The sequence below is a fragment of the Streptomyces sp. DS1-CR2 genome (assembly GCF_055760475.1).
The window spans coordinates 7,120,811-7,143,836 of record NZ_CM147085.1; the positions used below are offsets into that span (position 1 = coordinate 7,120,811).

A 23,026-nucleotide genomic window follows, 5' to 3' on the forward strand; every position below is an offset into this window, starting at 1 on the left:
GCGCGCCGGGCGTCCACGTATCGAATGCGGCGTGAAGGTATGGGCCGGGTGCTTGTGGGCGGGCCCGGGGCGCGGTAGACCGATCTTGGCGTGCCACCACACCCCGGGAGTTGCAGATGAGCGTGACGAGTCGGTACAAGGACGCCTGGGAGAGCTTCTGGCGCGAGGCTCCCGGCGAACCCGGCGGAGTCTTCTGGGACGCCGAGCCCGCCCTCACCGCGAAGGTCCATCTCGCCCTGTTCGAGCCGCACTTGACCCAGAGCCTTCCCGTCGTGGACCTCGGCTGCGGGAACGGCACCCAGACGCGCTTCCTCGCCGACCGCTATCCGCGCGTCGTCGGCGCCGACCTCTCCGACGCCGCCCTCGGCCACGCCCGGCTCGCCGACCCCGCGGGCCGGGCCGACTTCCGGCAGCTCGACGCCACGGAGCAGACCGAGGCGCACCAGCTGCACTCCGAGCTCGGCGACGCGAACGTGTACATGCGGGGCGTGCTCCACCAGTGCGAGGCGGACGACCGCCAGGCCCTGGTCGACGGCATCGCGGCGCTCGTCGGCGAGCGCGGCCGGGCCTTCGTCGTGGAGCTCGCCGAGGCCGCCCGGCCCGTCCTGATGTATCTCGCGCAGAGCCCCACGGGCCCGCCCGCGAAGCTGGCACCGGTCTTCGCGCACGGCATCGCACCCGGCGAGGTGTCCGACGCGGCGGTTCCCGACTACGTGCGTACCGCGGGCCTCGACGTGCTCGCGAGCGGCGAACTCCCGCTCACCACCACGGAGTACACACCGGACGGCACCCGCATCGAGCTCCCGTCACGCTGGCTCGTCGTGGGGCGGGCACACTAGCCGCCGCAGGCCGAGGCGGCGCAGGGCATTGCCGAAGGGGCCCAGGAGATGCGGGCAGAGCGGCCTGCCGCGCCGGAGCGGGACGCCCTCGTGCGCGGTCACCGCGAGGAAGAAGCCGCGCCCGGGGCGGGTCTGGAGGGTGGTGTTCCAGCGGTAGTCGTGGCCCTGGGCCAGCGCGACCCGCACCGCCCGCCGGCCCAGCCCCTCCTGCCGGCGTGACTCCAGGATCCAGATGCCGAGGAGCCGGCCCGTACGGCACGGCGCGCACAGCCGGAAGCGGACCTGGCCGACGAGGGCTCCGCCCTCGTCGTGAAGCAGCACCTCACCGACGCCGTGTGCCGAACGGGGAGGGATGCCCGTGAGGCGCACCGGCCCGGACGGTGACGCCGGCCGGCCGGGGGCCATGGGGGATCGACCGGCCCGTCAGTCGCGCGAGTTGCCGAAGAGCAGGCGATAGCCGATGAGCAGCACGAGCGAGCCGCCGATGGCCGCGATCCAGGTGGTCCCGTCGAAGAACTGGTTGTCGACCGGGCGGTCCAGGAACCGCGACGAGATCCAGCCGCCGACGAACGCGCCCCCGACGCCGATGAGGGTCGTGCCGATGAGGCCGCCCGGGTCGCGGCCGGGGAGCAGGACCTTGGCGATGACTCCGGCGACGAGGCCGAGGATGATCCAGCTGATGATGCCCACGTGTGCGTCGTTCCCCTCGGTGATGTGTGGTGCTTGTGCATGTGGTTCTGCTTCGGCTGTGCAGTGGCTGTGAGTTGGCTGTGCGTTGCGAATGTGCGCAACTGTCCAGTCAGAGGTGAAGACGCTGAACGATCCCGGTCGGTTGCATTGGTTCAGCCGTAGTGCTCAGCTGCGGCGCGTCATCCGTAGGACAGGTTCGAGCACAGGCTGTCGTCGGCTGAGCGGGCGTCGTCGGAGACGTCGGACGGTATGCCGGTGGGTTCCGGCGACGCCGTCGCGGCGGTCGACGGATGGTCCGCGTAGTCCTGCCCGAGAATCGCCTTGATGCCCGCGGTCGAGGTCTCTTCGAGGCGTGCGCCCGGGAACCGCTGGGCGAGCGTTCCCGCTCGCGCCTTCTCGCCGGGGCCGTACTGGATGAGTGTGGTCGCCTGGTTCCGGGTGTTCGCGGTCGCCGTGCCCGTGACGGTGAACCCGTCGTCCTCAAGGGCGCGCGCGGCGTGGGCGGCCAGTCCCATGACGGTCGTTCCGTTGTAGACCGTGACGCGGATGCCGTCCCCCGGATCCGGCGCGGCGGAGGGCGCGGAGGAGGCGCTCGACCGGGCGCCCTTCTTGCCGCTGGCGTCCTTCCCGTCGAGTGTCCGGTCCTCCCTGAGCGACGCCCACAGCGCGTCGGCGTCCGGCTCGACGACCGCGACGCGGCTTCCCTCGTAGCGCCAGGGGATCGTGACGAACTTGGTGTTGTGCAGGTCGACGTTCTTGAGGGACATCGCGAAGGAGAGGAGCTTGTCGGCGGAGCCGAGGCCGGAGTCGACGGTCATCGACCGCGTGGCCGCGTTCGCGAGCGGCAGGAGCTTCGTGGGCGTCAGGCCGTTGCTTTTGATCTCCTTGATCAGGCTGCCGACGAAGGCCTGCTGCCGCTTGATGCGGCCGATGTCGGAGCCGTCGCCGATGCCGTGCCGCAGGCGGACGTAGTCGAGGGCCTTCTGCCCGGAGACGCTCTGCTCGCCGCGCGGGAACAGGAGCTTGCCGGGGGTCGTGCGATGGGGGTTCAGGTCGCGCTGGTAGATGGGCTGCGGGAGGCACACCTTCACGCCGCCGACGACGTCGGTCAGGGCGGCGAAGCCCTTGAAGTCCACGACGACGGTGTGGTCGACGCGCAGACCCGTCAGCTTCTCCACCGTGTTCTGCGTGCAGGCGGGGTTCCCGTCGGGGGTCTCGCCGGTCGAGTACGCCGCGTTGAACATCGTGTCGGGCCGCGTGCTGGTCCAGCTGCCGTCGGGCAGTTTGCAGGGCGGGATCGTGACGAGGGTGTCGCGCGGGACGGACACCGCCACGGCGTTGCGACGGTCGGCGTAGATGTGCAGCAGGAACGCCGTGTCCGAGCGGCCGATGTCGCCCTTGTCGCCCCCGCCGAGTGCCTCGTTGCCCCCGGTGCGCGCGTCGGAGCCGATGACGAGGACGTTCTCCCCCTTCGACGCGTCGGCGTCGGGGCGGTCGCCGGAGATGCCGTCCGAGCTGAACGTGTTGATGTCGCCGCCGAGTTTCAGATACACCCAGCCGACGCCACCCGTCAGGAGGACGAGCAGAGACAGGGCTATCGCGAGCGTGAAGCGCACGCGGCTGCGCCTCGGTCGCGCCGCGCGTACGGGGGACTTGGCACCGCCGCCTCGGCGCGCGGGTGCCAACTGCTCACGGGTGCCTGCCATGGGGTGCGCCCTCACTCGGATCCGGGGTTGTGCAGTTGCGCAATGTAGCAAGCTTCTTGGTGGGTGCCGTCCGTGGTGCCCACCTCATCCGAAGAGACGAAGGATGGGGCGAAAATGTTCCACAACGGTCAACGGTCTTGAGCCCTGGCACCTGCTCATTGTGGCGATCGTGGCCATCGTCCTGTTCGGTTCGAGGAAACTGCCCGACACGGCGCGCGCTCGGCAGGTCGCTCCGGATCCTCAAGAGCGAGACGCGGGCGATGAAGACGGACGAGGTCGAGGAGCGCCGGGACCCGGCCGCGTCCTGACACCGGCGCATCCGCCGGCCACAGGGGCGCCCGCCGCCTTTCGGTGGACTGGACCTCTGGCTCTCCGGGTGGCTCTGGCCTGCGCGTTCCCCGGCGCGTACCGTGATGCGCCATGAAGATCCTCATCAGCGCCGACATGGAGGGCGCCACCGGTGTGACCTGGCCGGGCGACGTGCTGCCCGGCACCCCGCAGTGGGAACGCTGCCGGTCGCTGTTCACCTCGGACGTCAACGCCGCCGTGCTCGGCTTCTTCGACGGGGGTGCCGACGAGGTGCTCATCAACGAGGCGCACTGGTCGATGCGCAATCTGCTCCTGGAGCAGCTCGACGAGCGCGCGGAGATGCTCACGGGCCGCCACAAGACGCTCTCCATGGTCGAGGGCGTCCAGCACGGCGACGTCGACGGCATCGCGTTCATCGGCTACCACACGGGCGCCGGCACGGAGGGCGTGCTCGCCCACACCTACCTCGCCAACTCCATCACCGGCGTCTGGATCAACGGCGTACGGGCGAGCGAGGGCCTGCTGAACGCGCACGTCGTCGCCGAGTACGGCGTACCCGTCGTCCTCGTCACCGGCGACGACCTCACTTGCGACGACGCGCTCGGCTACGCGCCCGAGGCCCGCAAGGTCGCGGTCAAGGACTATGTGTCCCGGTATGCGGCTGTGTGTCGTACGCCGAAGCGGACCGCCGCCGACATCCGGGCCGCGGCGAAGGAGGCGGCGGCGCTCGCCGTGCGCCACGAGCCCGTCGAGGGCGGCCCGTTCACCATCGAGCTCGCATTCGACGCCGAGCATCTGTCGATGGCCGCGACGGTGGTGCCCGGAGTCCGGCGCACCGGCGAGCGCAGGGTCTCCTACACGAACGACACCATGTACGACGGCATCCGCACCTTCAAGGCGGTCACCACGATCGTCTCGGCCGCGGTGGAGGAACAGTATGGCTGACCAGGCATTTCAGGTGGACGATCAGGCGCTCGACGAGGTCGTGACCTTCACGTCCGAGCTGATCCGCATCGACACCACCAACCGCGGGGGCGGCGACTGCCAGGAACGCCCGGCCGCCGAGTACGCGGCCGAAAAGCTCGCCGAAGCCGGCCTTGAGCCCACCCTCCTCGAGCGCACGAAGGGGCGCACGAACGTCGTCGCGCGCATCGCCGGCACGGACCCGTCCGCCGACGCGATGCTCGTCCACGGCCACCTCGACGTCGTCCCCGCGGAGGCCGCCGACTGGAGCGTGCACCCGTTCTCCGGAGAGATCCGCGACGGGGTCGTGTGGGGCCGGGGCGCGGTCGACATGAAGAACATGGACGCGATGATCCTCGCGGTCGTCCGGCAGTGGGCCCGCGCCGGGGTGCGCCCGCGCCGGGACATCGTCGTCGCCTTCACCGCCGACGAGGAGGCGAGCGCCGAGGACGGTTCCGGCTTCCTCGCCGACCAGCACGCGGGCCTCTTCGAGGGCTGTACCGAGGGCATCAGCGAATCGGGCGCCTTCACCTTCCACGACGGCTACGGCAAGCAGATCTACCCGATCGCGGCGGGCGAGCGCGGCACGGGCTGGCTCCGGCTCACCGCGCACGGCAAGGCGGGCCACGGCTCGAAGGTGAACCACGCCAACGCCGTCACCAGGCTCGCCGCCGCCGTCGCGCGGATCGGCGCGCACGAGTGGCCGGTGCGGCTCACTCCGACCGTGGCCGCCGCGCTCACCGAACTCGCCGCCCTGTACGGCATCGACGCCGGCGTGGGCTCCCCGCGCTTCTCGGCCGACGAACTTCTCGCCAAGCTCGGCCCGGCCGCGGCTCTCGTCGCGCCGACCGTCCGCAACAGCGCCAACCCGACGATGCTGTCCGCCGGATACAAGATCAACGTGATCCCCGGTGAGGCGAGCGCGCACATCGACGGCCGGTATCTGCCGGGCGGCGAGGACGAGTTCCGCGAGACCCTCGACCGGCTCACCGGACCCGATGTGGACTGGGAGTTCGAGCACCGCGAGGTCGCGCTCCAGGCGCCGGTCGACTCGCCGACGTTCGCGGGGATGCGCGCGGCCGTCGAGGAGTTCGCGCCCGAGGGGCACGTCGTGCCGTACTGCATGTCGGGCGGCACCGACGCCAAGCAGTTCTCGCGGCTAGGCATCACGGGCTACGGCTTCGCGCCGCTGAAGCTCCCCGAGGGCTTCGACTACCAGGCGCTCTTCCACGGCGTGGACGAGCGGGTCCCGGTAGAGGCGCTGCACTTCGGCGTCCGCGTGCTCGACCGCTTCCTGCGGTCCGCGTAGGCGCCGTCGGGCGGGTTTCGGCATCGGTTGGGGAGACGGTCTAGGAAATGGCGTCGCACGTGGAGAATATGGGGGCCTCTGAAGTCATGGGGGGCGTGGACAAGTTGGTGCTGATCCAGAACTACGGATCGTGGCCGTCGCCGATCACGGCCGCGCTCGCCGCCGCGCACGACGGGAAGCCGGAGTACGTCGGCTTCGTCGGCGACGAGGCGTGGTGGACCGAGCCCCGCCCCGGCGAGGGCGGCCGGCGGGCCCTGGTCAGGCGGCGCGCCGACGGTTCGGAGCACACCGTGCTGCCCGCGCCGTGGAACGTGCGCAGCCGCGTCATCGAGTACGGCGGCCAGCCGTGGGCCGGCGCCGTGCGGCCCGAGGGGTCGCATGGGCCGCTTGTGGTGTTTGTCGACTTCGCCGACCAGCGGCTCTACGCCTACGAGCCCGACGCTCCCGGCGCCGTACCCCGCCCGCTCACCCCCGTCTCCGCGGTCGGGGACGGGCTGCGCTGGGCCGATCCGCAGATCCACCTCGACCGGGGCGAAGTGTGGTGCGTCCTGGAGGAGTTCACCGGGGACGGGCCGACCGACGTGCGCCGCGTCGCCGCCGCGGTGCCGCTCGACGGAAGCGCGGCCGGGGACCGCGCCGCCGTGCGCGAACTCTCCGACGCCTGCCACCGGTTCGTCACCGGACCCCGCCTCTCGCCCGACGGCCGCCGCGCCGCCTGGCTCGCCTGGGACCATCCGCGCATGCCGTGGGACGGTACGGAGCTGGTCGTCGCGGACGTGGCCGAGGACGGCACGTTCAGCGGGGCGAGGACGGCGTTCGGCGGGCCCGAAGAGTCCGTGGCGCAGGTGGAGTGGGCTCCGGACGGCGCCCTCGTCTACTCCAGCGACCGCAGCGGCTGGTGGAACCTCTACCGCGTCGGCCCGGACGGCGAACCGCGGGCCCTGTGCCCGCGCGAGGAGGAGTTCGGCGGGCCGCTCTGGAAGATCGGCCACCGCTGGTTCGCCCCGCTGGAGAGCGGCCTGATCGCCGTCGTCCACGGCGTCGGCGCCACCGCGCTCGGCGTGCTCGACCCGGCGACCGGCGAGGTCGTGGACACGGCCGGACCCTGGACCGAGTGGAGCCCCGCCCTCGCCGTGCACGGCACCCGCGTCGTCGGCATCGCCGCCAGCCCCCGCACCGGCCACGAGGTCGTGGAGCTCGACACGTGTACGGGCCGGGCGCGCGTCGTCGGCGCCGCGCACACCGACGCCGTCGACCCCGCGTACTGCCCGGAGCCGCAGATCCGCACCTTCGCGGGCCCCGACGGCAGGGACATCCACGCCCACATCTATCCGCCGCACAGCCCCACCCACGCCGCGCCCGACGACGAACTCCCGCCCTACGTCGTGTGGGCCCACGGCGGCCCCACCGGGCACGCGCCCCTCGTACTCGACCTGGAGATCGCCTACTTCACCTCGCGCGGCATCGGCGTCGCCGAGGTCAACTACGGCGGCTCCACCGGCTACGGCCGTGAGTACCGCAACCGCCTGCGCGAACAGTGGGGCGTCGTCGACGTCGAGGACTGCGCCGCCGTGGCGCTCGCGCTCGCCGCCGAGGGCACCGCAGACCGCAACCGGCTCGCGATCCGCGGCGGCAGCGCCGGAGGCTGGACCACGGCCGCGTCCCTGACCGGCACCGACGTCTACGCCTGCGGCACGATCCTCTACCCCATCCTCGACCTCACGGCCTGGGGCTCCGGCGAGACCCACGACTTCGAGTCCCAGTACCTGGAGTCGCTCGTCGGACCGCTCGCCGAAGTTCCCGCGCGATACGTGGAGCGCTCGCCGGCCGAGCACGCGGAGCAGCTCACCGCGCCGTTCCTGCTGCTCCAGGGCCTCGACGACGTGATCTGCCCGCCCGTGCAGTGCGAGCGCTTCCTCGCCCGTCTGGAGGGGCGCCGTGTCCCGCACGCGTACATCGCCTTCGAGGGCGAGAGCCACGGGTTCCGGCGCGCGGACACCGTGATCCGCGCCCTGGAGTCCGAACTCTCCCTGTATGCCCAGGTGTTCGGCCTCCATCCGACCGGGATCCCCACGCTGGAGCTGTCCAAGTGACGTCACCGACACCGCTGACCCGACCCGCACGCCTCGCCCCCGGAGCGCGCGTCGCCGTCGCCGCGCCCAGCGGACCCGTGCCCGAGGGCCGGCTGGAGGCAGGTCTCGACATCCTGCGCGGCTGGGACCTCGAACCCGTCGTCGAACCCCAAGTCCGCTCTGTCCATGGGCGGTTCGACTACCTTGCGGGCAGTGACGCCGAGCGCGCCGCCGGTCTCCAGCGGGCCTGGTGCGACCCGTCCGTCGACGCCGTCCTGTGCGCGCGGGGCGGATACGGCGCGCAGCGCATGGCCGACCTGCTCGACTGGGACGCGATGCGGGCGGCCGGGCCCAAGGTGTTCGTCGGGTACAGCGACATCACGGCGCTGCACGAGGCGTTCGCCGCCCGGCTCGGTCTCGCGACCCTGCACGGACCGATGGTCGCGGCGGCCGACTTCGTCAAGAGCGCCCGCGCGCAGGACCACTTGAAGGCCACGCTCTTCGCGCCGGAGACCGTACAGACCATCACGTCGGTGGACGGCGGACGGCCGCTCGTGGGCGGCACCGCGCGCGGCGTCACACTCGGCGGCTGCCTCTGTCTGCTCGCCGCCGACGTGGGCAACCCGCACGCCCGGCTGTCGGCCGCGGGCGGGCTGCTGTGTCTGGAGGACACCGGCGAGGAGACGTACCGCATCGACCGCTACCTCACCCAACTCCTGCGTGCCGGCTGGCTGGACGGGGTCTCGGGGATCCTGCTCGGGTCCTGGGCGGAGTGCGAGGCGTACGACGGGTTGCGCGCGCTGCTCGCCGACCGGCTCGGCGGTCTCGGCGTACCGATCGTCGAGGAGTTCGGCTTCGGGCACTGCGAGGGGGCGCTGACGATCCCCTTCGGCATGACGGCTGAACTCGACGCGGACGCCGGGACGTTGAGCCTGGACGTGCCCGCGCTGGCCTGAATCTTTCGGTTACTGAATCTTCGTCAAGAAACACGCGTCCCGGTGATTGACCTGTGTATGACACGTGTCACAACATGACCACGCCCAGACTTACCGGTCGGTAGCCGGTGGGTCTTCCTCAGCGTGGAGGTAGCCGTGTCCCGTGCTGTGCCCCGATCCCGACCGCGGTCACCACTGGCGCCGGCCCTCGCCCTCGGCGCCATGGTCGCCGCGCCCCTCGCCCTCGCAGCGCCCGCGAACGCGACGCCACAGACGCAGCAGACGGGCGAATACACCGTCACCGCACTGAAGTTCACCGTCCGGGCAGGCGGCCGCACCTGCGTCGTCGATGCCGACCTCTACCGGCCCGCCGGCGTCGACGCCACCCACACCGCACCCGCCGTCCTCGCCACCAACGGTTTCGGCGGCAACAAGTCCGACGGCTCGACCGACGCCATCGGCAAGGCCTTCGCCGCGCGCGGCTACGTCGGACTCGTCTACTCCGGACTCGGCTTCGGCAAGTCGGGGTGCCTCGTCTCGCTCGACGACCCCCGCATCGACGGCGCCGCGGCCTCCGGGCTGGTCGACTTCCTCGCCGGGACCCGCGCGGCCGACGACGGCACGAAGGCCGACTACGTCACCGAGGACGGCAAGGGCGACCCCCGCGTCGGCATGATCGGCGGCTCGTACGGCGGCGCGATCCAGCTGGCCACCGCGGCGGTCGACCACCGCGTGGACGCGCTCGTCCCGATGATCACCTGGAACGACCTGGCGTACTCCCTCGACCCGAACAACGCCGCCGACCGCTCCGTCCCCGGCTCCTTCAAGTGGCAGTGGACCAACGGCTTCTACCTGATCGGCGAGGGCCAGCCCCTCCTCGAACCGTCCCTCGACCCGTCCCGGATCAACAAGCTGACCTGCCTGCACTTCGTCACCGACGCCTGCGAGACGATCAGCACCCTGAACTCCGGCCGCTACCCGTCCGACAAGGCGGGACCGATGCTCGACTACGCGCGCAGCGTCTCCCCGGTCTCGTACCTGAAGCAGGTCAAGGCGCCGACGCTGCTCGTGCAGGGCCAGTCCGACAGCCTCTTCAACCTGAACGAGGCGCAGGCCACGTACGGGACCCTCAAGGCGCAGGGCACGACCACCAAGATGATCTGGCAGTCCTGGGGTCACAGCGGCGGCCTCACGGATCCGGCGAGCGGCGAACTCAACCTCGCGCAGGGCAACCTGGAGACCTCGTACGTCGGCAAGCGGATCCTCGCCTGGTTCGACCGCTACCTCCAGCACAAGAAGGACGTCGACACCGGCCCCGCGTTCGCCTACTACCGCGACTGGATCACGGACCCGGACCAGACCTACGCCACCGCGCAGAGCGTCCCGGCCCTGAGCCGGAAGGTGTATCTGTCCGGCGACGGCAAGCTCGTCGACAACCGGGCGAAGGTCGCGCGCGGCAGCCGCGCGTACGCGAACTGGCTGATCCCCACCAGCCACTCCGAGTCCTCCCTGGCCGGCCTGATCGGCCTGCCCGACCCCGCCCCGCGCGACACCGCGGGCACCTACCTCGGCTGGACCAGCGAGCCCCTGACCCGCACGACCGACGTCGTGGGCGCCCCGAAGGCCACCCTCAAGGTCGTCTCACCGAAGACCGAGCGCGTCCAGAACTCGGACGACGCCGCCGACAAACTCGTCCTCTTCGCGAAGCTGTACGACATCGCGCCGGACGGCAGCAAGACACTCGTCCACCGACTGGTCGCACCGGTCCGTGTGCCGGACGTGACCCGCTCCTTCACAGTGTCGCTGCCCGGCATCGTCCACCGCTACGAGACGGGGCACCGTCTCCAGTTCGTCATCGCGGCGAGCGACGACGCGTACGGCGGCAACAAGGGCATCAAGCCCGTCACCGTCACCAGCGCGCCCGAGGACACCGGCGTCCTGGAGCTGCCGGTCGTCGGACAGTAGGGCGACCCGGGGCCGGGGCCGTCACCCGTACGGCCGCGCGCCCCGCCCCGGAGGGACACCCCGCCGTGCGCGAACCCGCCCGGCTGCCCATGCTGGGCGGAGAAGGCACGCGTCGCTCCGACGGAGGGGTCCACGGATGAGTCCCAAGGACACGGCGAGCTCCGACAGGAGCGGCGTCACCGGCACCTTCACACGGGGCCGGATCGCCGTCATCGTGCTGGTCGTCCTCGTCGTCGTCTTCATCCTCGAGAACACCCGGCAGGTCAGGATCCGCCTGCTGCTCCCCGAGGTGTCGATGCCGCTCTGTCTGGTGCTCGGCGCCGTCGCCGTCATCGGGGCGATCTGCGGCGGCTACTTCATCAGCAGGCGCAAGTGACACGGACCGGCTGCCGCCCCACGGCCGCGGCGTAGGCTGGCCGGATGTCCGCCACCAGCCGCCGCTACCTCGACGAAGGCCCCCACGTGGGCATACGCCCCTTCACGCTCGCGGACGGAGAAGAGTTCACCGCGCGGGCGCGGGAGAGCGCGGAGCTGCACCACCCCTGGCTCTTCCCGCCCACCGCCGCCGACACCTACGCCGCCTACGCGGGCGCACTCATCGACGATCCGACCCGCTGCGGATTCCTGGTGTGCGAGCGGACGGACGACGGGGGCGGTGGCGAAATCGCCGGCTTCATCAACATCAACAACATCGTCCGCGGCGGCTTCCGCAGCGGCGCCCTCGGCTACGGCGTGTTCGCGCACGCGGCGGGCCGCGGCATCATGAGCGAGGGCCTCGGCCTCGTCGTCCGGTATGCCTTCGGCCCCCTCGGACTGCACCGCCTGGAGATCAACATGCAGCCGGGCAACAAGGCGTCCATCGCGCTCGCCCGCCGCGCCGGGTTCCGCCGTGAGGGCTACTCGCCCGACTTCATCTTCGTGGACGGCGCCTGGCGCGACCACGAGCGCTGGGCGCTCACGGCCGAGATGCCCGGTGCTTCCGGTTGACCTTCATCGTGTCCATGTCCGTCGCCGACGACTTCAGCGACCCGAAGCCGTACCCCTCACCGAGCGCCCTGAGCGACGCCTCGGCCCGCTCCTCGGCGAGCGCCTCCGCCATCTCCGCGCCGTCCTCGGCATCCGACTCCACGACGAACCGGTACGAGAAGTGCTTCAGCACCCGGTCGTACGTGAGCGATCCCTCCGGCGTGAACCTCATCGACGCGAGCCCGTGCTCGTCGGCCTCGGCGAGCAGCCGCTCGCGCGCGCCGTCCGCCAGACCGTCCCATGTGCCGCGGACGATGACCCTGTAGGTGTGCTGCGTTCCCATCCGCGGAGAGTAACCCGGCGGGCCGAAATGCGCCTTTGCTTAATTCTGACCTGGAGAGCCCCTGGTCAGCTCGGGGGCGAGCCTGTTCCATGGTCGTCGGGGCACTCCGCGTGCGGACGGCGGGCCCCATGGACCAGGAGGCGGACTTGACGGACTCGCAGGCCGAGCGGACGACCCTTCGACGCGACGTACTGACCCTGCCCGGCGTGGCGGTGGGCGCCCCCGACCCGCTGCCGCCGCTGCGGCCCCTCGACGAACTCCACGAAGTCGACGACCGCTCCAAGCAGGGCATGCCGCGCGACATGGCCCGCCAGATCGGCTACGAGAAGCTGCGCAGCATCCTGCCGGAGCGGCTCAAGAACGGCTACGGGCGCGAGCGCGCCCCCCTCACCCTCGACACGCTCGTGATCGAGAACGACCGGCTGCGCGTCACGGTTCTGCCGGGCCTCGGCGGCCGTGTCCACTCGATGTTCCACAAGCCCACCGACCGTGAACTCCTCTACCGCAACCCGGTGTTCCAGCCCGCCGACTTCGCCCTCAACGGCGCCTGGTTCTCCGGCGGCATCGAGTGGAACATCGGCGCGACGGGGCACACCACCCTGTCCTGCGCACCCCTGCACGCCGCCCGCGTCACCGCGCCCGACGGCGGCGACATGCTGCGCCTGTGGGAGTGGGAGCGCCTGCGCGACCTGCCGTTCCAGGTGGACCTGTGGCTGCCCGCCGGTTCCGACTTCCTCCACGTGGGGGTGCGGATACGCAATCCCCACGAACGGCCCGCGCCCGTCTACTGGTGGTCGAACATCGCCGTCCCCGAGGAACACCGCGTCCTGGCCCCCGCCGACGAGGCCTGGCACTTCGGCTACGAGCGCAGCCTGCGCCGCGTCCCCGTCCCGGAGTCCGACGGCGTGGACCGCACCTACCCCCTCAGCGGCGAATTCCCGGCCGACTACTTCTACGAGGTCCCCGACGGGCAGCGCCGCTGGATCGCCGCGCTCGACGACGACGGGCACGGGCTCGTACAGACCTCGACCGACCTGCTGCGCGGCCGCAAGCTGTTCCTGTGGGGTCACGGCGAGGGCGGGCGGCGCTGGCAGGAGTGGCTGACCGAGCCGGGCACGGGCGGCTACGCCGAGATACAGGCGGGCCTCGCCCGCACCCAGCTGGAGCACGTACGCCTGGACGCCGAGGGCGAGTTCGCGTGGCTGGAGTCGTACGGACCGCTGTCCGCGGCGCCCGACGCCGTGCATTCGGCCGAAGACTGGGCGGCCGCGCGCGGCGAGGTCGAGGAGTGCCTCGAAGCCGCGCTGCCGAGGGCGGACGTCGACGCCGCCTACGCGGCCTGGCGCCCGCACGCCGACGCGGAACCGGAGGAGTCGCTCGCGGAGGGCTCCGGGTGGGGCGCCCTCGAAGTGCTGCGCGGTGACTTCAAGCTGCCCGGCACCCCCTTCGCCGAGTCGGGCCTCGGCCCGGCCCAGGAACCCTGGCTCGACCTCCTGCGCACCGGCTCCATCCCCGAGCCGCGCCGCGTCGGACCGCCCGGTCCCACCCTCGTCGCGCCGCACTGGCGGGACATGCTGGAAACGGCGCCCGCACAGCCGCTCACCGAGTACCACCTCGGCGTCGCCCAATGGCATGCGGGCGACCTGGCCCAGGCCGTACGCAGCTGGGAGCGCGGCCTCGAACTCGCCCCGTCCCTCTGGCCGTTGCTGCGCTGCCTGGCCGTCGCCGACCAGGAGGCCGGCCATCACGAACGCGCAGCCGACCGCTATGCCGAAGCCTTCGACGACCTGTGCCAGGAGCGGCGCGACGACGGCGAGGCCTGGACGGCGGCCACCGCGGCGCTCGGCCGCGAGGCCATCGACGCGCTGCTCGCGGCCCGCCGCCCCGGACCGGCCCGCGCCGTCTGGGACCGGCTGCACGCCACGACCCGCGCCCGCGGCCGCTTCCGGCTCGTCGAGGCCCGGCTCCTCCTTGCCGAGGGCGACAAGGAGGCGGCACGGGCCGTGTTCGACGAGGGCTTCGAGGTCGCCGACCTGCGCGAGGGCTCGGAGGTCATCGCCGAACTGTGGGCACGCCTCGCCGCGCCGGGCGAACGTCTGCCCGCCCAGTACGACTTCAGCATGCGGCCCAGGGAGTCCTGACCCGGCGCGCGGCGGCGCGCGCGGTCAGGGGAGCAGCAGCTCGCCGTCCCTGGCCACGAGCCGACCCGCCCTGACCACCAGGTCACGCGCGGGCAGGTCCACCACGACCGCTCGTCAAGCCTGGCCCTGCCGGTCGGCGTACTCGAAGACCGAGCCGTCCGGGTGCATCGCGATCAGGTTGCGGCCCGCGGGCGTCGGGACCGGTCCCGCGAGGACGCGTGCGCCGGACGCGCTGAGGACGGCGTGGGCCTCGTCGACGTTCGGGACGGCGATCGTCGCCGAGACCTTGCGCAGGACGTCGATCTCCTCCTTCGGCCCGCTCATCAGCAGGAAGCAGCCGACCGCCGCGACGGAGACCCCGCCGCGCTCGAAGCGCAGGGCCCGGCTGCCCGCGAGCCGTTCGTAGAACGCGACCGAGGACTCCAGGTCCTCGACGCAGATACGCAGCGTGGTTCCCAGGATCTCCATAGCGGTGAGGGTAGTTGGCCACGCGCGGACGCGTGATCACTTCCGGGGAACGGCGGGGAACGGCGGGGAACGGGGGGCGCGGCGGGGATCGGTCGTGAGGCGGCGCGCCCGCGTCACCGGGAGGACGGTGACGCGGGCGCACAGCTCAGCTCTCCTCGCTCCCGTGATCCGTCTTGCGGCACAGGATTTCGCCGTGCAGCACCGAGAACCAGGCGTCAGGCTGCTTCCCCCATGTCCGCCACGCCTCGGAGATCTCCTCCAGCTGGGCGGCCGTCGCGTGGCCGCTCTTCGTGGCGCGGTCGGCGTACGCGGAGGCGACGGTGCGGTCCGCCCACAGGCCGCTCCACCACTCGACCTCGTCGGGCGCGGAGTAACACCAGGTGGAGGAGGACGCGGTGATGTCGGCCGGGGTGAAACCGGCCTCCAGTGCCCAGGACTTGAGACGCCGGCCCGCGTCCGGTTCGCCGCCGTTGGCGCGGGCGACCCGCCGGTACAGGTCCAGCCAGCCGTCCATGGCGGGCGCGTTCGGGTACCAGGTCATGGCCGCGTAGTCCGAATCGCGGACGGCGATGAAACCGGTGGGCTTGGTGACGCGGCGCATCTCGCGCAGGGCCTGCACCGGGTCGCCGACGTGCTGGAGCACCTGGTGGGCGTGCACGACGCAGAACGTGTCGTCCGGGTAGTCCAGCGCGTGGACATCCGCCGTCGCGAAGTCGACGTTGGTCAGGCCGCGTTCGGCCGCCGTCGCCCTTGCCTGGTCGAGGATCACCGCGGCCTGGTCCACGCCGGTGACATGCCCCTCGGGAACCAGTGCCGCCAGGTCGGCGGTGATGGTGCCCGGGCCGCACCCGATGTCCAGGATCTTCATGTGCGGCTTCAGCGAACCGCGCAGATACGCCGCCGAGTTGGCGGCCGTGCGCCAGGTGTGGGAGCGCAGCACGGACTCGTGGTGGCCGTGCGTGTAGACGGCGGTCTCCTTCGGCATGGCGGTCCCCTTCGCAAGATCGGTGAGCGGTGAACCCAGTGAGATCACCGTACGCCGTTATGCCGAATATTGAGATGGCCATCTCGCTATACGGACTCGTTCGTGCTGTCACAGTATGGTCGGCGACCGGTAGACCCGCAGTGCCTCGTGCTGCTTGTCGATGGTCAACTCCCGTCCGCACGACCCGACTTCACCGTCGAAGGCCAGCGGTGTGCCGGGGCTGATGCGGTCCATGCGCAGCCGCGTGCGCCGGACCGCGGCGTGGAACGGGGAGCGGGACAGCGGCCCCGCGAACGCCGCCGCCAGGAGACGTGCGCCCGGCAGCCGGCCGCCGTGCACCACGCGCACGTCGAGCAGGCCGTCCGCGAGATCCGCGCGCCGGCCCGCCGTGAGCCCCATCCGGCGGTATGTGCAGTTCCCGGCGAACACCATCCACAACGGCCGCCGCGTGCCGTCCAGTTCGGCCTGCAACGGGTGGTCGCGGCGCAGCACGTGCGTGGCGGCCACCACGTCGGCGAGCCGTCCGCCGATCCGCCGCGACCAGCGCTCGCGCTCCTTCACCAGCTCCGGGTACACGCCCAGGCTGAAGGTGTTGAGGAAGATCCCGGAGGTGGCCGACGAGCGGAAGCGGCCGACGTCGACCGCGACGGCGTCGCCCGCCTCGACGGCCCGCGACAGATCGCCCGGGTCCTCGATCCCCAGGTCGTAGGCGAAATGGTTGAACGTGCCGCCGGGAAGGACGGCGAGCGGCAGACCGTGGCGCAGGGCGACGCCCGCCGCGGTGTTCACCGTGCCGTCCCCGCCGCACACCCCGAGCGCCCGCGCCCGGGTCGCCGCCCTCTCCAGCGCGGCGGGCAGATCGGACCCCTCGGCCTCGACGATCTCGGCGAGCGGCAGCAGGCCGCGCAGCGTCCGCGCCTGGTCCGGCGTGCCCGCACCGGTGTTGACCACCATCACCAGGCCCTGACCGCCGGGCAGCTTCGGCACGTCGTCCACCAGCGGCCGGCCCGGCGACGGCATCTGGTCGCGGGTCGGCACGAGGCCCCGTACCGCGTAGGCCGCGCCCGCCCCGAGCGCGGCGCCCGCGAGGACATCGCCCGGGAAGTGCGCGCCCGTATAGACACGGGACGCGGCGACGGAGAACGCGAGGGGCGCCACCAGCGCGCCCAGCAGGCGGGACTCCAGCGCGACGCCGGTGGCGAAGGCGGCCGCCGACGCCGCGTGCCCGGACGGGAACGACGTCGTGACGGGCTGCCGCTTCAGGCGCCGCACCAGTGGCACCGGGTCGAGCACGGGCCGCGGCCTGCGCACCGAACGCTTGCCGAGCGTGTTGATCGTCGCGGACGCCACGGCGAGCGAGGCCACCCCGCGCACGGCCGCGCGGCGGGCCTTCGGCGAACCGCCCACCGCCAGCGCGCCCGCCGCCGCGAACCACAGCACCCCATGGTTCGCGCTGCGGCTCAGCCGGGGCAGGACACGGTCGCCGCCGGGCCAGTGCCGACGCGCCGCATACTCGAAAACGCGCAGGTCAAGGGCGGCGAGCCGGCCGCGCAGGCCGGGGCCCGGAGGGGGTGCGGTCCACCGGGTCGTCAGAGGGTCGAGGTCAGCGCACATTGCGCACGTGTACCCGCCGTGGGGCCCCACACCCCGGGGGCGTGCCGAAATCGTTTTGCTCCTCACCCGACCGGGCGCCCACAATGCGGACCATGGGACATCTGGAAGCCGCGCACCTCGAGTACTACTTGCCGGACGGGCGGGCGCTGCTCGGTGATGTCTCCTTCCGGGTCGGGGAGGGCTCCGTGGTCGCCCTCGTCGGGCCGAACGGCGCGGGAAAGACGACCCTCCTCAAGCTGATCTCCGGCGAGCTGAAGCCGCACGGCGGCACCGTCACCGTCGGCGGCGGGCTCGGCGTCATGTCGCAGTTCGTCGGCTCGGTACGCGACGAGACGACCGTGCGCGACCTGCTCGTATCGGTTGCGACCCCGCGGATCAGGGAGGCGGCGAAGGCCGTCGACAAGGCCGAGAACCTGATCATGACCGTCGACGACGAGGCGGCGCAGCTCGAGTACGCGCAGGCCCTGTCCGACTGGGCCGAGGCGCGCGGCTACGAGGCCGAGACGGTCTGGGACATGTGCACCACGGCCGCCCTCGGCATCCCGTACGACACGGCCCAGTTCCGCGAGGTCCGCACGCTCTCCGGCGGCGAGCAGAAACGACTCGTCCTCGAAGCGCTGCTGCGCGGCACCGACGAGGTCCTCCTCCTCGACGAGCCGGACAACTATCTCGACGTGCCCGGCAAGCGCTGGCTGGAGGAGAAGCTGCGCGAGACCCGTAAGACGGTCCTGTTCGTCTCCCACGACCGGGAGCTGCTCGCCCGCTCCGCCGAGAAGATCGTCAGCGTCGAGCCGGGCCCGGCCGGCGCCGACGCCTGGGTGCACGGCGCCGGCTTCGCGACGTACCACGAGGCGCGGCGCGAGCGGTTCGCGCGCTTCGAGGAGCTGCGCAGGCGCTGGGACGAGAAGCACGCCCAGCTGAAGAAGCTCGTCCTCAACCTGCGGCAGGCGGCCGCGGTCAGCCACGAGATGGCGTCCCGCTACGCGGCGGCGCAGACCCGCCTGCGCAAGTTCGAGGAGGCGGGACCCCCGCCCGAGCCGCCGCGCGAGCAGGACATCACCATGCGCCTGCACGGCGGCCGGACCGGCGTGCGGGCCATCACCTGCAAGGGCCTTGAGCTGACCGGCCTCATGCAACCGTTCGACCTGGAGGTCTTCTACGGCGAGCGGGTCGCGGTCCTCGGCTCGAACGGTTCGGGCAAGTCGCACTTCCTGCGCCTGCTCGCCGGGAACCCCGACGACACGGTCGCGCACACGGGGGAGTGGAGGCTCGGCGCGCGCGTCGTGCCCGGCCACTTCGCACAGACCCACGCCCACCCCGAGCTCCAGGGCCGCACCCTGCTCGACATCCTCTGGCTCGACCACGCCAAGGACCGCGGCGCGGCGATGGGGCGGCTGCGGCGCTACGAGCTGACGGCCCAGGCCGAGCAGAAGTTCGAGCGGCTCTCGGGCGGCCAGCAGGCCCGCTTCCAGATCCTGCTGCTCGAACTGGCCGGAGTGACGGCGCTCCTCCTCGACGAGCCGACGGACAACCTCGACCTGGAGTCCGCCGAAGCGCTCCAGGAGGGCCTGGAGGCGTTCGACGGCACGGTCCTCGCCGTCACGCACGACCGCTGGTTCGCGCGCTCCTTCGACCGCTACCTCGTCTTCGGCAGCGACGGCCGACTGCGCGAGTCCGACGAACCCGTCTGGGACGAGCGCAGGGTGGAGCGGGCGCGGGGGTAAGGGACGCGCGCGGGGTGACCGGCGCCGCCCCCGCCGGCGCCCCGTCACCCACTCGGCCCAGCTCCGCGCGACCCTCCCCTCGCCGCATTCCCACGTGCTCCCGATCCCGGGACGCGGCCACCGTCCCTGCCGTGCAGGCCGCGCGCGAGTGTGCGGCTCGGGAGAGGCTGGGGAGGGTATGAGGTGCCCATGAGGTCGGCAGTGCGGACTGGCAGCGCGTGGAGGTGGCACATGCGGGGGAACGACCACGGGATCCTGGAGGGGCACGGGCCCGTCCGGTACGGGCCGCCGCTGCCGGACGACGGCCTTCCCGTCCTGCCCGAGCTGGCCGCCGCGGCCGCCGCCGCGGACCCGGCCGCCCCGCAGCCGCCCGGCGGCTCCCCCTCCCTCCTCGACGCCGCCTGCGGCTACTGGCAGCGTCGCGGGCTGCCCACCGAACCGGGCGGCACCGCTGCCGCGCCCGGAGGCGCACCCCTGCTCCTCGCCCTGACCGCCGCGATCGGCGGCGACGTGCTGCTGCCCCGGCCCTGCCCGGCCTGGTGGGAGCCCCAGGCGCGGCTGCTCGGCCGGTCCGTCTTCCACGTGGCGACGCCCGCCGAGTGCGGCGGCGTCCCCGATCCGTACGCCCTCCTCGAAACCGCGCGCCGCGTCCGCGCCGAGGGCGGCGACCCGCGGCTCCTCGTCCTGTCCGTCGCCGACGACCCGACCGGGACCGTGCCGCCGCCCGAGATCCTGCACGAGGCGGTCGAGGCCGCCGCGGAGGAGGGCCTGCACATCGTCAGCGACGAGACCTGGCGCGACACCCTGCACCACGACCCGGCCCGCGCCACCGTCCTGATCGGCCCCGCCGAGATGCTGCCCGAGCACGTCACCGTCGTCACCGACCTCACCGGCGCCTACCTGCCGCCCGGCCTGCCCGCGGCCGTCGCCCGCCTCCCCGCCACCGCGCGCGGAGCCGCGCTGCGCGCCCGCGTCCTGGACATCCTCACCGCGCTCGGCGCGGTCCTCTCGGCCCCCGCCGCGGCGGCAGCGGCGTACGCGCTCGGCGAGCCCGCCGGGATCACTGCGCACCTGCACGCCACGACCGCGCTCCACGCGCGCGTGGCCGCCGCCGTGCACCGCGCGGTGCTCCGCTCCGGCGGACTCGCCCGGCCGCCCGAAGCCGGCCGCCATCTGTACGCGGACCTGGACCGGCTGCGTCCCGCGCTCGCCGCCCGCGGCGTCGGCGACGCCCAGGACCTGGAGGACCGGCTCTCCGAGCGGCTCGGCATGCCCACCCCCGGCGGCCACCGCTTCGGCGACGACCTGGCGGTGCTGCGGGTACGCCTGTCCACCGGCCCCTTCCTCGGCTCAACCCCCAAAGAGCGTATGACGTCTCTCTCCGCGCCGGATCCTCTGGAATTGCCGCATGTACAGCGCGCGTTGAGCATGTTGCAGTCGGCTCTCGACGATCTCAGGGCCGACGTCAAGGGATGGGAGAGTCCTCGATGACGCAGCAGTCCGAGTCGACGGCACAGCGAGCTGATGCCCCCGCGTCCTTCGTACCCCTCGCCGAGCCGAAGCCGCTCGGCGGGGGACGTATGTGGCCCAAGTCGTTCGCCGACCGCCTGACGGCGCCGCTGCCCGGACTGCGCGCCTTCGCCCGGTTCGCCAGGGAGGGCGCGCTGCGTCCGCCGCCCGACGCGCTGAACGAGATCGCCGCCCTGCCGTTCGAGCCGGGACCGCTGCCGACCGTGGACGCCCGTACCGTCGCCGTCAGCTGGGCCGGGCACGCCAGTTGGGTGCTGCGCATAGGCGGCCTCACCGTGCTCACCGACCCGGTCTGGTCCCGCAAGATCCTCGGCACCCCGGCCCGCGTCACCCCGGCCGGCGTCGCCTGGAGCGCCCTGCCGCCCGTCGACGCCGTCGTCATCAGCCACAACCACTACGACCACCTGGACGCCCCCACCCTCAAAAGGCTCCCGAGGGACACACCCGTGTTCGTCCCCGCCGGACTCGGCCGCTGGTTCACCCGCCGCCGCTTCACCTGCGTCACGGAGCTCGACTGGTGGGAGGCGGCGGAACTGGACGGCGTGCGCTTCGACTTCGTCCCGGCGCACCACTGGTCCAAGCGCAGCCTCGTCGACACCTGCCGCACCCTGTGGGGCGGCTGGGTCCTCACCGACCTGGAGGGACAGCGGGTCTACTTCGCAGGGGACACCGGATACGGCCACTGGTTCTCCGAGATCGGCAGCCGCTACCCCGGCATCGACCTGGCGCTTCTGCCCATCGGCGCCTACGAGCCGCGCTGGTGGCTGAAGGACGTCCACTGCGACCCGGAGGATGCGGTGCAGGCCGCGCAGGACGTGGGCGCGCGCCGTATGGCGCCCATGCACTGGGCCACGTTCCTGCTCTCGGCCGAGCCGGTCCTCGAACCCCTCACGCGCGTACGGGCCGCCTGGCAGAAGGCGGGACTTGCGCGCAAAGACCTGTGGGACCTGCCGGTCGGCGCCTCACGCGTGCTGACCGTCTGAGCGGCCCCCGCGCGCCCGCCGCCACACGGCGGGCGCCGCGCTGATCACCAGCGTCAGGCCGACCGCCGCCACCACGCCCTCCCACGGCTCACTGAACAGGGAGCCGCCGAGGATGCCGATGAGCTGATACGTCACGGCCCAGGCCAGGCACGCCGGGACGTCCCCGCGCGCGAACTGCCGCAGCGGCATCCTCGCCATCAGGCACGCCAGCATCACGGGGATGCGCCCGGCGGGCACGAGCCGGGACAGGACGAGCACCATCACCCCGTGGTCGGCGAGTTTGTCCTGCGCCTGCGCGAGCCGCTCCTCGGGCGCCCGGTCGCGGATCGCGCCGAGCCACTTCGACCCGTTCTTCGACCGCATGCCGCGCTGCCCCAGCCAGTACAGCGCCACATCGCCGAGGAACGCCGCCGACGCGGAGACTCCGAACACCAGGAGCAGCGAGAACGGCGCCGTCTGATGAAAGGCGACCACGGCCGCCGAGCTGACGAGCGCCCCCGTGGGGACGACCGGCACCAGCGCCCCGATCACGATCAGCAGGAACAACGACGGGTATCCGACGGCCTGTTGGGTGGACTCCGGCGGCGCGTGCGTCACCGCGGCGGCGAGCAGCTCGTGGCCCGCGCCACTGACCGGATTCACCTGGCGACCTCCGGCCTCACGCTCTCACCGTGACCGAGCAGATGCACCGTCACCTCGGGCGCCAGCTGGGCGGAGCGCCGCACGAACTCCTCGCCCGGCGTGTGGAATTCATGCGGTCGCACCGCGTCCATGCCGATCGGCCAGTACGTCCCGTAGTGCACCGGCACGGCGCTGCGCGGCGCGATCCGGGCGAGCGCCTCGGCGGCGCGGCCCGCGTCCAGATGGTGCGGCCCGAGCCAGGGTCCCCACCCCCCGACCGGCAGGAGCGCCACATCCACCTCGCCCACCGCCCCCGCCATGGAGTCGAAGAGCCCGGTGTCGCCCGCGAAGTAGGTACGGGCCTCGCCGCTCACCACGAACCCGAGCGCGGGGGAGCGGTGCGGTCCCACCGGGATGCGCCGCCCGTCGTGCGACGCGGGCACGGCGCGTATGACGAGGTCGCCCACCTTTACGCGGGTGCCCGGCTCGACCTCCGTGAGCCGCAGATGCGTGAGCCTGCGCAGGCCGGGCACCGCGCGCCGGGCCCCTCGCGGGAGCAGGACCCGGGTGCCGGGCGCGAGCCGGGCCAGGGACGGGACGTGCAGATGGTCGGCGTGCAGATGAGAGACGAGCACGACGTCGGCGACGGCGGCCTCGGGCGGTGGGGGCGCCCCGCGGCGCCGGCGCAGATGGGCGAGGCGGCGCGTGAAGAGCGGGTCGGTCAGCACGCGGATTCCCGAGTCCTCGACCGTGCAGGTCGCGTGACCCCACCAGGTGATCTCCACCGGCACCTCCAGGACCTCCTCCGTGCGACTCCCCCCGAGCCTACGGGCAGGAGTAGGGTCGTCGGGGAAACCGGAGGT

The 23,026-nt window shown here is 72.6% G+C and carries 21 protein-coding genes and 1 pseudogene; 13 read left to right on the forward strand and 9 right to left on the reverse strand.

Features of this window, described 5'->3' with window-relative positions:
* Positions 1-116 precede the first annotated feature (116 nt).
* The gene (locus tag ACY0PA_RS33535; RefSeq protein WP_473081197.1) at positions 117-839 is read left to right on the forward strand and encodes a class I SAM-dependent methyltransferase; all 723 of its coding nucleotides are present in this window, start codon (positions 117-119) and stop codon (positions 837-839) included.
* Here ACY0PA_RS33535 and ACY0PA_RS33540 read toward each other — a convergent pair.
* The 3 genes from ACY0PA_RS33540 to ACY0PA_RS33550 all read right to left on the reverse strand — a co-directional run bounded on the left by ACY0PA_RS33540 (position 807) and on the right by ACY0PA_RS33550 (position 3,235).
* A complete protein-coding gene (locus tag ACY0PA_RS33540) occupies positions 807-1,160 on the reverse strand; it encodes a hypothetical protein (RefSeq protein WP_473081198.1) in 354 nt (117 codons plus the stop codon). The genes ACY0PA_RS33535 and ACY0PA_RS33540 overlap by 33 nt on opposite strands.
* 102 nt (positions 1,161-1,262) lie before the next feature.
* Positions 1,263-1,529, reverse strand: a complete 267-nt coding sequence (locus tag ACY0PA_RS33545; RefSeq protein ID WP_473081199.1) for a GlsB/YeaQ/YmgE family stress response membrane protein — start codon at positions 1,527-1,529, stop codon at positions 1,263-1,265.
* Between the two features lie 179 nt (positions 1,530-1,708).
* Positions 1,709-3,235, reverse strand: coding sequence for an LCP family protein (locus ACY0PA_RS33550; RefSeq protein ID WP_473081200.1), 1,527 nt, complete (start codon positions 3,233-3,235; stop codon positions 1,709-1,711).
* Between the two features lie 103 nt (positions 3,236-3,338).
* On the opposite strand from ACY0PA_RS33550, the pseudogene tatA reads away from it, so the two are divergent.
* The 8 genes and pseudogenes from tatA (at position 3,339) to ACY0PA_RS33590 (ending at position 11,775) form a co-directional block, all read left to right on the forward strand.
* Positions 3,339-3,543: pseudogene (gene tatA / locus ACY0PA_RS33555) on the forward strand (Sec-independent protein translocase subunit TatA).
* Positions 3,544-3,655: 112 nt separating this feature from the next.
* Complete coding sequence (locus ACY0PA_RS33560; RefSeq protein WP_473081201.1) at positions 3,656-4,489, forward strand: M55 family metallopeptidase; 834 nt, start codon at positions 3,656-3,658, stop codon at positions 4,487-4,489.
* Entirely contained in the window at positions 4,482-5,816 is a 1,335-nt protein-coding gene (locus ACY0PA_RS33565; RefSeq protein WP_473081202.1) for a M20/M25/M40 family metallo-hydrolase, read from the forward strand. The genes ACY0PA_RS33560 and ACY0PA_RS33565 overlap by 8 nt, the downstream gene beginning before the upstream one ends.
* An 86-nt stretch (positions 5,817-5,902) precedes the next feature.
* Positions 5,903-7,909, forward strand: a complete 2,007-nt coding sequence (locus ACY0PA_RS33570; RefSeq protein WP_473086512.1) for a dipeptidyl-peptidase 5 — start codon at positions 5,903-5,905, stop codon at positions 7,907-7,909.
* Positions 7,906-8,844 carry a S66 peptidase family protein gene (locus ACY0PA_RS33575; RefSeq protein WP_473081203.1) on the forward strand — a complete coding sequence of 313 codons (939 nt, stop codon included), beginning with the start codon at positions 7,906-7,908 and terminating at the stop codon, positions 8,842-8,844. Before ACY0PA_RS33570 ends, ACY0PA_RS33575 begins: the two co-directional genes overlap by 4 nt.
* Before the next feature lie 201 nt (positions 8,845-9,045).
* The gene (locus ACY0PA_RS33580; protein WP_473081204.1) at positions 9,046-10,788 is read left to right on the forward strand and encodes a CocE/NonD family hydrolase; all 1,743 of its coding nucleotides are present in this window, start codon (positions 9,046-9,048) and stop codon (positions 10,786-10,788) included.
* A 136-nt stretch (positions 10,789-10,924) separates the two neighbouring features.
* Entirely contained in the window at positions 10,925-11,164 is a 240-nt protein-coding gene (locus tag ACY0PA_RS33585; RefSeq protein ID WP_473081205.1) for a LapA family protein, read from the forward strand.
* Positions 11,165-11,208: 44 nt separating this feature from the next.
* The gene (locus ACY0PA_RS33590) at positions 11,209-11,775 is read left to right on the forward strand and encodes a GNAT family N-acetyltransferase (RefSeq protein WP_473081206.1); all 567 of its coding nucleotides are present in this window, start codon (positions 11,209-11,211) and stop codon (positions 11,773-11,775) included.
* Here the strand turns inward: ACY0PA_RS33590 and ACY0PA_RS33595 are convergent.
* Complete coding sequence (locus ACY0PA_RS33595; protein WP_473081207.1) at positions 11,744-12,097, reverse strand: DUF6204 family protein; 354 nt, start codon at positions 12,095-12,097, stop codon at positions 11,744-11,746. The two genes, ACY0PA_RS33590 and ACY0PA_RS33595, sit on opposite strands and share 32 nt — an antisense overlap.
* A 146-nt stretch (positions 12,098-12,243) precedes the next feature.
* Between ACY0PA_RS33595 and ACY0PA_RS33600 the strand changes: the two genes are divergently transcribed.
* Positions 12,244-14,238 carry a DUF5107 domain-containing protein gene (locus ACY0PA_RS33600; RefSeq protein ID WP_473081208.1) on the forward strand — a complete coding sequence of 665 codons (1,995 nt, stop codon included), beginning with the start codon at positions 12,244-12,246 and terminating at the stop codon, positions 14,236-14,238.
* A gap of 114 nt (positions 14,239-14,352) precedes the next feature.
* Here the strand turns inward: ACY0PA_RS33600 and ACY0PA_RS33605 are convergent, their stop codons facing one another.
* The 3 genes from ACY0PA_RS33605 to ACY0PA_RS33615 form a co-directional block, all read right to left on the reverse strand.
* Positions 14,353-14,706, reverse strand: a complete 354-nt coding sequence (locus tag ACY0PA_RS33605; protein ID WP_473081209.1) for a VOC family protein — start codon at positions 14,704-14,706, stop codon at positions 14,353-14,355.
* Positions 14,707-14,851: 145 nt separating this feature from the next.
* Entirely contained in the window at positions 14,852-15,691 is an 840-nt protein-coding gene (locus ACY0PA_RS33610; RefSeq protein ID WP_473081210.1) for a class I SAM-dependent methyltransferase, read from the reverse strand.
* Between the two features lie 108 nt (positions 15,692-15,799).
* A complete protein-coding gene (locus ACY0PA_RS33615; RefSeq protein WP_473081211.1) occupies positions 15,800-17,305 on the reverse strand; it encodes a phosphatase PAP2 family protein in 1,506 nt (501 codons plus the stop codon).
* Between the two features lie 92 nt (positions 17,306-17,397).
* Between ACY0PA_RS33615 and ACY0PA_RS33620 the strand changes: the two genes are divergently transcribed.
* From ACY0PA_RS33620 to ACY0PA_RS33630, 3 genes are all read left to right on the forward strand, one after another.
* Positions 17,398-19,029, forward strand: a complete 1,632-nt coding sequence (locus ACY0PA_RS33620; RefSeq protein WP_473081212.1) for an ATP-binding cassette domain-containing protein — start codon at positions 17,398-17,400, stop codon at positions 19,027-19,029.
* A 231-nt stretch (positions 19,030-19,260) separates the two neighbouring features.
* Positions 19,261-20,520: an aminotransferase class I/II-fold pyridoxal phosphate-dependent enzyme gene (locus ACY0PA_RS33625; protein WP_473081213.1), complete on the forward strand. Its 1,260-nt coding sequence runs from the start codon at positions 19,261-19,263 to the stop codon at positions 20,518-20,520.
* Positions 20,517-21,542: an MBL fold metallo-hydrolase gene (locus tag ACY0PA_RS33630; RefSeq protein ID WP_473081214.1), complete on the forward strand. Its 1,026-nt coding sequence runs from the start codon at positions 20,517-20,519 to the stop codon at positions 21,540-21,542. The genes ACY0PA_RS33625 and ACY0PA_RS33630 overlap by 4 nt, the downstream gene beginning before the upstream one ends.
* Here the strand turns inward: ACY0PA_RS33630 and ACY0PA_RS33635 are convergent.
* Positions 21,522-22,184, reverse strand: coding sequence for a DedA family protein (locus tag ACY0PA_RS33635; protein WP_473081215.1), 663 nt, complete (start codon positions 22,182-22,184; stop codon positions 21,522-21,524). The two genes, ACY0PA_RS33630 and ACY0PA_RS33635, sit on opposite strands and share 21 nt — an antisense overlap.
* Positions 22,181-22,954, reverse strand: a complete 774-nt coding sequence (locus tag ACY0PA_RS33640; RefSeq protein WP_473081216.1) for an MBL fold metallo-hydrolase — start codon at positions 22,952-22,954, stop codon at positions 22,181-22,183. Before ACY0PA_RS33640 ends, ACY0PA_RS33635 begins: the two co-directional genes overlap by 4 nt.
* Positions 22,955-23,026: the final 72 nt, after the last annotated feature.

What these genes read in the sequence shown, in the direction of transcription:
- ACY0PA_RS33590 (WP_473081206.1), top strand. Translation starts at nt 11,209, where the DNA reads ATGTCCGCCACCAGCCGCCGCTACCTCGACGAAGGCCCCCACGTGGGC.
- ACY0PA_RS33610 (WP_473081210.1), bottom strand. Translation starts at nt 15,691, where the DNA reads ATGCCGAAGGAGACCGCCGTCTACACGCACGGCCACCACGAGTCCGTG.
- ACY0PA_RS33570 (WP_473086512.1), top strand. Translation starts at nt 5,903, where the DNA reads ATGGGGGGCGTGGACAAGTTGGTGCTGATCCAGAACTACGGATCGTGG.
- ACY0PA_RS33580 (WP_473081204.1), top strand. Translation starts at nt 9,046, where the DNA reads ATGGTCGCCGCGCCCCTCGCCCTCGCAGCGCCCGCGAACGCGACGCCA.
- ACY0PA_RS33630 (WP_473081214.1), top strand. Translation starts at nt 20,517, where the DNA reads ATGACGCAGCAGTCCGAGTCGACGGCACAGCGAGCTGATGCCCCCGCG.
- ACY0PA_RS33595 (WP_473081207.1), bottom strand. Translation starts at nt 12,097, where the DNA reads ATGGGAACGCAGCACACCTACAGGGTCATCGTCCGCGGCACATGGGAC.
- ACY0PA_RS33585 (WP_473081205.1), top strand. Translation starts at nt 10,925, where the DNA reads ATGAGTCCCAAGGACACGGCGAGCTCCGACAGGAGCGGCGTCACCGGC.
- ACY0PA_RS33560 (WP_473081201.1), top strand. Translation starts at nt 3,656, where the DNA reads ATGAAGATCCTCATCAGCGCCGACATGGAGGGCGCCACCGGTGTGACC.
- ACY0PA_RS33565 (WP_473081202.1), top strand. Translation starts at nt 4,482, where the DNA reads ATGGCTGACCAGGCATTTCAGGTGGACGATCAGGCGCTCGACGAGGTC.
- ACY0PA_RS33620 (WP_473081212.1), top strand. Translation starts at nt 17,398, where the DNA reads ATGGGACATCTGGAAGCCGCGCACCTCGAGTACTACTTGCCGGACGGG.
- ACY0PA_RS33615 (WP_473081211.1), bottom strand. Translation starts at nt 17,305, where the DNA reads ATGTGCGCTGACCTCGACCCTCTGACGACCCGGTGGACCGCACCCCCT.
- ACY0PA_RS33535 (WP_473081197.1), top strand. Translation starts at nt 117, where the DNA reads ATGAGCGTGACGAGTCGGTACAAGGACGCCTGGGAGAGCTTCTGGCGC.
- ACY0PA_RS33625 (WP_473081213.1), top strand. Translation starts at nt 19,261, where the DNA reads ATGCGGGGGAACGACCACGGGATCCTGGAGGGGCACGGGCCCGTCCGG.
- ACY0PA_RS33605 (WP_473081209.1), bottom strand. Translation starts at nt 14,706, where the DNA reads ATGGAGATCCTGGGAACCACGCTGCGTATCTGCGTCGAGGACCTGGAG.
- ACY0PA_RS33550 (WP_473081200.1), bottom strand. Translation starts at nt 3,235, where the DNA reads ATGGCAGGCACCCGTGAGCAGTTGGCACCCGCGCGCCGAGGCGGCGGT.